The organism is Frigoribacterium sp. CFBP 13605 (assembly GCF_014839405.1).
Lineage (GTDB): Bacteria > Actinomycetota > Actinomycetes > Actinomycetales > Microbacteriaceae > Frigoribacterium.
The window spans coordinates 1-5,976 of sequence record NZ_JACYNS010000131.1; the positions used below are offsets into that span (position 1 = coordinate 1).

The following is a 5,976-nucleotide window of genomic DNA, read 5'->3' on the forward strand; positions in this document are numbered from 1 at the left end:
CCGCCCCGGCGGGCCGGGCCGCGTCCGCCCCGGGGCAGGGGCCGATTAGGGGCAGGGCCCGGCTAGGGGCGGGCGGCGAGCAGGGCGCGGGTGTGGGCGTGCTGCGGGGCGGAGAACACGTCGGCCGTGCGGCCCTGCTCGACGATCCGGCCCTCGTGCATCACGGCGACGCGATCGGACATGTGCTCGACGACGTCCAGGTCGTGCGAGATGAAGACGTAGGCGAGCCCGTCCTGTCGCTGCAGCTCGTCGAGGAGGTCGAGCACCTGGGCCTGGACCGAGACGTCGAGCGCCGAGACCGGCTCGTCGCAGACGATCACGCGGGGCCGCGGGGCCAGGGCGCGCGCGATCGCCACCCGCTGCCGCTGTCCGCCCGACAGGGTGTCGGGCCGACGCGTCACCGTGTCGGCGTCGAGTCCGACCCGTGCCAGCAGGGCGACGACCTCGGGCTCGACGGGACCGAGGCGCGTGCTGCGGCCCGACGTCAGCGCGTCGGCCAGCAGACGGCCGACCGTGAACCGGGGGTCGAACGAGCTCGAGGGGTCCTGGTAGACGGCGCCGAGGTCGCCGCGGCGGGTCCGACGGTCGCGCTCGCGGGCCGGGGCCCAGGACGTGCCGAGCAGGTCGACCGTCCCGGCGTCGGGGTCGTCGAGGCCGAGCAGCAGGCGGGCCGTCGTCGTCTTGCCCGAGCCCGACGCGCCGACGAGGCCGAGCGTCTCGCCGGCCCCGAGCCAGAGCGAGACGTCGTCCACGGCGACCCGGTCGGGCCCCCGGCGCCCCGGGAAGACCCGGCGCAGGCCCGTCGCCAGGAGGACGGGGCCGGACGGGGGAGTCGTCGCCGCGACCGGCGTCGACGGGCTGGGAGCGCCTCCTGGGCCGGGCGCGTCGGAGGCGACCGGCGTCGTCGACGCGGGCTCGCCTCCTGCGTCCGGGCCGTCGGAGGTCACGGGGGCGGAGAGGCGCCGACCCCGCGGGGCTCCGCCGGGCAGGGCGGCGATGAGCATGCGCGTGTAGTCGGCCTGCGGCGAGTCGAGCACGGTCGCCGTGTCACCCTGCTCGACGACGTGCCCGTCGCGCATCACGACCACGCGGTCGGCCAGGCGCCGGACGACCCCGAGGTCGTGACTGATCGCGAGGACGGCCGTGCCCGTGTCGCGCAGGGCGGCGAGTCGGTCGACGACGAGACGCTGCACCTCGGCGTCGAGGGCGGTGGTGGGCTCGTCGGCGACGATCACGCCGGGTCGCAGGGCGAGGGCCGCGGCGATGAGCGCCCGCTGCCGCAGTCCGCCCGACAGCTCGCCCGACCGCAGGCTCCGGCGCACCTCGGGGTCGGGCATGCCGACCTCGGTGAGGGCCTCCCGCACGCGGGCTCGGCGGGCGGCCGGCGAGAGTCGCGTGTGCAGTCGTAGCGCGTCGTCGATCTCGCGGCCGACCGGGCGCAGGGGGTCGAGCGAGACCAGGGCGTCCTGCAGCACGAGTCCGATGCGCGGTCCCCGCAGCCGACGCCAGCCCCGTTCGGACAGGGTGAGCAGGTCGTCGTCACCGAGCCGCAGGGCGTCGGCCGTCACGGTGCCACCGGTCAGCCCGAGCAGGGCCCGCGCGGTCACGCTCTTGCCCGAGCCGGACTCGCCGACCAGGGCCACGCATTCGCCGCGACCCATCGAGAACGACACGTCGTCGACGGCCGTCATCCCGCCGAAGGTGACGTGCAGGCGGTCGACGACGAGGTCGTCCGAGGAGGCGCGGTGCCGGTCGCGGGGAGCGGCACCGGTCGCCAGCGGGTCCGTGGTCATCGCCGTCCTCCTCGTCCGCGTCGTGCGAGACCTCGCCCCAGCACCGTGGCCGAGGCAGCGGTCACCACGACGGCGAGCCCCGGGAAGACGGTCATCCACCAGGCGACCGCGAGGTACGTGCGCCCGGCCGAGAGCATCGCGCCCCACTCGGGTGCCGGGGGCGGTGACCCCAGCCCGAGGTAGCTCAGCGACGAGGCCCAGACCACGGCCTGACCGAGACCCAGCGTGGCGAGCACGACCACGGGGGCGAGGGCGTTCGGCAGCACGTGACGCACGAGGACGAGCCCGGGGCGACGGCCGAGCACGGTCGCGGCCTCGACCATCGGCGACCGGCGGACGGCCGCCACCTGGCTGCGGACGATCCGCGCGTACCCCGGCGCGGTCGCGAGGCCGACGGCGATCGTCGCCGGCACGGCCCCCGGCCCGGTGAAGGCGATGACGACGAGCGCCAGCAGGAGGCCGGGCAGGGCGAAGAGCACCTCGAGGACGCGGCTCACGCCGGCGTCGGTCGCGCGGCCGACGAGGCCGCGACCGCCGAGGCCCGCCAGGACGCCGAGGACCACGCCGAGTCCCGTCCCGATCATCGTGGCGACCAGGCCGATCGTCAGCGAGGCACCGGCTCCGTGGACGACGCGGGTCCACACGCCTCGCCCCGACTCGTCGGTGCCGAACGGGTGCGTGAGCGACGGACCGGCGAACGCGTCGGTCGGCGACACGGCGAGCGGGTCGGCGGGGGCCAACAGGCCCGGTGCGACCGCCATCACGACCAGCAGCGAGAGCAGTGCGGCCGCCACGAGTTCGGTCGGGCCGAGCGGCAGGCGCCGCCGGGCGGTGCGGGACGAGGAGGCGCGGGCCGGGTCGGCACCCCGGGGCAGGTCGGGCAGCGCCGTCATGCCGCGCGTCCTCTCGGGTCGACCGCGCGTTCGGCCAGGTCGCCGAGCGCGACCACGACGACGTAGGCGAGCGCGGAGACCAGGGCGACGCCGGTCACGAGCGGGATGTCGCGCAGCGTGACCGCGCCGAGCAGGGTGCGACCGAGACCCGGGCGGGCGAAGACCGACTCGACCACGACCGCGCCGCTGAGCAACGAGCCGAAGGCCCAGCCCGACAGGGCGAGCCCGGGCAGCGCCGCGTGTCGGAGCAGGTGGCGGACGAAGAGTCCCGACGGGCCCTCGCCCCGGGCACGTGCCGAGAGGGCGAACGGGGTGGCCGCCGCGTCGAGCAGCGAGTCGCGGGTGACCTGCCCGAGGAACCCGGCGACGGGGATCGCCAGGGTGACGACCGGCAGGACGAGTCCCGCGGGGGTTCCCGTGCTCACCGGGGGCAGCAGCCCGAGCCGGGTGCTGAAGACGAGGATGAGCAGACTCGCCAGCCAGAAGTGCGGCACGGCCGAGGCGACGACCTCGAGACCCGACGACACCGCGGAGGCGATCCGGCCGCCGAGGGTCGCCCACCAGGCCGTCGCGATCGCGATCGACCAGGCCACCACCAGGGCGAGGAGCGCGAGACCGATCGTGCCCGGCAACTGGTCGAGCAGCAACCGGCCGACGTCGGTCCGCAGCGAGTACGACGTCCCGAGGTCGCCCGTGGCGAGCCGTCCGAGCTGCGCGAGGTACTGCACGAACAACGGCTGGTCCAGGCCGTACTGCCGACGGACGGAGTCGAGGGCCTCGGCCGAGGCCTGCGACCCCGGACCGCCGAGGATCGCCTCGGCCGGGTCGCCCGGGACGAGCCGGATGGCGAAGAAGATCAGCGTCGCGACGGCCCAGAGCACGAAGACCGCGCCGAGCAGGCGGCCGACGAGCCACCGACCCGCCCGTCGCCACCGCCCCGGAAGCACTCGATCAGCTCGTCTTGTAGGCGTCGTACATCGTCGGTGCCTGGACCGTCGGCAGGGCCCGGACGCCCTGGACGGCCGAGCGCACCAGGTAGTGGTTCTGCTGGTCGTACAGCGGCAGGACATGCCATCCCTCGAGGATGGTCTGCTGGGCCTGCTGGTAGAGGTCGGCGCGCTCGTCGGCGTCGCTCGTCCGGGAGGCGCGGGTCAACAGGTCGTCGAGGGCCGGGTCGCTCGTCTGCGAGAGGTTGGCGAAGTAGCCGCTCGGGGCGGGGGTGATGCCGTCGCTGTCGTAGAGGATGCGCAGCACGTCGGGGCCGACCTTCGTGTAGGGCGCGCTCACCAGGTCGTACTCGTTCGCCGCGAGGGCGCCGTACCAGCTCGAGAGGTCGAGGGGTTCGAGGGTGACGTCGAAGCCCAGGTCCTTCGCGCCGGCCTGGACCTGCTCGAACAGCGACTGCTCGGCGGGGATCGACTGGTTCGTGCTCACGGGGAAGGTCGCGGCGAGTCGCACGCCGTCCTTCGTGCGGTACCCGTCCGCGTCGCGGGTGCTCCACCCGGCCTCGTCGAGCAGGTCGTTCGCCGCGTCGGTGTCGACGTCGAAGAGCGACTCGTCGGAGAACGCCAGCGGCTCGACGCTCGACAGCGGACTGTACGACCGCTTCGCCGTGCCGAAGAACAGCGAGTCGATGCCCGAGTCGACGTCGACACCGCGGATGAACGCCTCGCGGACGCTCGCGTCGTCGAAGGGCGCCTTGCCGGCGTTGAGCTCGATGCGGTTGGAGGCGCCGGGGCGCGGGGCGTCGATCTCGTCGAGCGAGTCGTCCTTCGCCGCGGCGACGAGGGTGTCGGGCTGGGCGTTGTCGATCACGTCGACCTGGCCGGCCTGCAGCGCGGCGTAGCGGGACGCCGAGTCGGGGATGAAGCGCCAGACGATCTCGTCGAGGTGGGCGGGCCCCTGGTGCCCGGCATCGGCCGGCGGCGAGCTGTAGTCGTCGTTGCGGGTGAGCACGACCTGTTGCTGCTTGGTCCACGACTCGACCGCGAACGGACCGGTGCCGACCGGTGATTCGCAGTTGACCTCCTGGCTCCGGGTCAGGGCCTCGGGTGACTCCATCGCGAGCCAGGGCTGTGAGAGGGACTCGAGCAGGGCGCTGTCGGGCTCGCTCAGGTCGAAGCGTGCCGTGCGCGCGTCGACCGCCTCGACGCCGGTGACCTTCCCGAGGGCGAGGTACCCGGTCGACGACAGCGTCGCGGGGTCCTGGAGATGGGCGACGTTGGCCGCCACGGCGGTGGCGTCGAAGGGGGTGCCGTCGGTGAACGAGACGCCGTCCTTGAGCGTGAAGGTCCAGCTGAGGCCGTCGGAGCCCTCCTGCCACGAGTCGGCCAGCCACGGGACGATGTCGCCGTTGGCGTCCTTCGAGACGAGCGACTCGAGGTACTGCGTCGACACGAGTGCCTGCGGGTAGTTGCCGCCGACGTGGGGGTCGAGGCAGGTCGGCTCGGCGTCGCCCGAGGCGTAGGTCAGCGTCCCCCCGGCGACCGGGGTGGACGAGGTGTCGGGGTCGCCCCCGCTCGTGCAGCCGGCGAGCACGAGGCTCGCGACGGCGGTGGCGGCGATCAGGACGGGCAGGCGGCTGCGCATGGGGCTCCGGGGGAGTGACGGGACGTCGGGTGGGATCCGACGACGCCGAGACGAGGCGGCATTCGTGGACCGGGTGCAACAAGTGCGCCGTCGAGTCTAGCGGCATGATGGTGGCCATGTCAGATGGACCAGACGCCACCCGCCCTCGGCGGCCGGTCGGCCGACCTCGCCGCTCGTCCGCCGAGATGCTGGCGGACGCCGCGGCCGAGTTGTTCCTCGAGAACGGCTACGCCGGGACGACCGTCGACGACATCGCCCGTCGGGCCGGCGTCAGCCGTGGCACGTTCTTCAACTACTTCGAGGCCAAGTCCGACCTCTTCTGGCTCGACCTCGACCGGAGCCTCGCCGAACTCGGCGACCTGCTGCGCGCCTCCTCCGACTTGTCGCCGGTCCGCGCGGTCGAGGCCGCACTCGTCGCGCTCGCCGAGGCCCACGACCCCGAACGCGTGCCCTGGGCCCTGACCCAGTCCGAGGCGATGGCCCTCGGCGACGACCTCGTCGCCTCGGCCGCGGTCCGGTTCGTGCGTCAGCAGGGGGCGGTCGCATCGTACGTGGCCGAGCGGTCGGGGCGGGATCGGTCGGATCTCGCGGCACAGGTGATCGGGTCGACGTTGATCGCGGCGGCGGCGGCCGCCATCGCGAACTGGGCGCGTGCCGGGGTGTCGCGCGGCCCCCTCGGGCCGGTGGTCGCGGCGGCCGTG

General features: G+C 74.4%; 5 protein-coding genes. 1 reads left to right on the top strand and 4 read right to left on the bottom strand.

What is annotated here, in order from left to right:
- Positions 1-62 precede the first annotated feature (62 nt).
- From IFT36_RS14725 to IFT36_RS14740, 4 genes are read right to left on the bottom strand one after another with little or no spacing between them, the layout of a single operon-like run.
- A complete protein-coding gene (locus tag IFT36_RS14725; RefSeq protein WP_200413518.1) occupies positions 63-1,793 on the bottom strand; it encodes a dipeptide ABC transporter ATP-binding protein in 1,731 nt (576 codons plus the stop codon).
- Positions 1,790-2,686 carry an ABC transporter permease gene (locus IFT36_RS14730; RefSeq protein ID WP_173152509.1) on the bottom strand — a complete coding sequence of 299 codons (897 nt, stop codon included), beginning with the start codon at positions 2,684-2,686 and terminating at the stop codon, positions 1,790-1,792. Before IFT36_RS14730 ends, IFT36_RS14725 begins: the two co-directional genes overlap by 4 nt.
- On the bottom strand, positions 2,683-3,633 hold the full coding sequence (locus IFT36_RS14735; protein WP_307785125.1) for an ABC transporter permease: 951 nt from the start codon (positions 3,631-3,633) through the stop codon (positions 2,683-2,685). The genes IFT36_RS14730 and IFT36_RS14735 overlap by 4 nt, the downstream gene beginning before the upstream one ends.
- Before the next feature lie 4 nt (positions 3,634-3,637).
- Positions 3,638-5,275 carry an ABC transporter substrate-binding protein gene (locus IFT36_RS14740; protein ID WP_056048356.1) on the bottom strand — a complete coding sequence of 546 codons (1,638 nt, stop codon included), beginning with the start codon at positions 5,273-5,275 and terminating at the stop codon, positions 3,638-3,640.
- Between the two features lie 116 nt (positions 5,276-5,391).
- Here IFT36_RS14740 and IFT36_RS14745 point away from each other — a divergent pair.
- Positions 5,392-5,976, top strand: a 585-nt coding sequence (locus tag IFT36_RS14745) for a TetR/AcrR family transcriptional regulator (RefSeq protein WP_200413520.1), incomplete at its 3' end; no start/stop codon positions are given.

Coding starts and splice junctions, on each gene's coding strand:
- IFT36_RS14725 (WP_200413518.1), bottom strand. CDS start 1,793: ATGACCACGGACCCGCTGGCGACCGGTGCCGCTCCCCGCGACCGGCAC.
- IFT36_RS14730 (WP_173152509.1), bottom strand. CDS start 2,686: ATGACGGCGCTGCCCGACCTGCCCCGGGGTGCCGACCCGGCCCGCGCC.
- IFT36_RS14740 (WP_056048356.1), bottom strand. CDS start 5,275: ATGCGCAGCCGCCTGCCCGTCCTGATCGCCGCCACCGCCGTCGCGAGC.